This is a genomic window from Bradyrhizobium sp. Arg816 (assembly GCF_029989365.1).
Classification (GTDB): domain Bacteria; phylum Pseudomonadota; class Alphaproteobacteria; order Rhizobiales; family Xanthobacteraceae; genus Bradyrhizobium.
In genome coordinates, this window is record NZ_JAPRAQ010000272.1 from 1 (window position 1) to 254 (window position 254).

Here is a 254-nt window from a genome sequence, read left to right on the forward strand (position 1 = left end):
ATAGCTGGCTAAGGTCGCGGAGGTCGCGTTGCGCTGCTTGGTCAACCGGCGACGAAAGTACGACTCCAGGAGCGGCGCCAGCAGGAGGTGTTCGTTCATGCCGCGCCTCCGTCGAGGAAGGCGCGCTGCGGCGCAGCTTGATGTAGCGCTCGACCTTGTCGTCGAGGAATGCGGCGAAGACGGTCATGCGGCGCCTCCCGGAAAGGGGAGCGCGACCTCAGCGAGCTGCGAGGCCGCGACCTTCACGTACAGCG

General features: G+C 66.5%; 1 protein-coding gene. It reads right to left on the minus strand.

What is annotated here, in order from left to right; all coding sequences use genetic code 11:
- The coding region (locus OWC48_RS46855) for a hypothetical protein (RefSeq protein WP_282526047.1) at positions 1 to 187 on the minus strand (187 nt) is incomplete at its 3' end.
- Between the last annotated feature and the right edge of the window lie 67 nt (positions 188 to 254).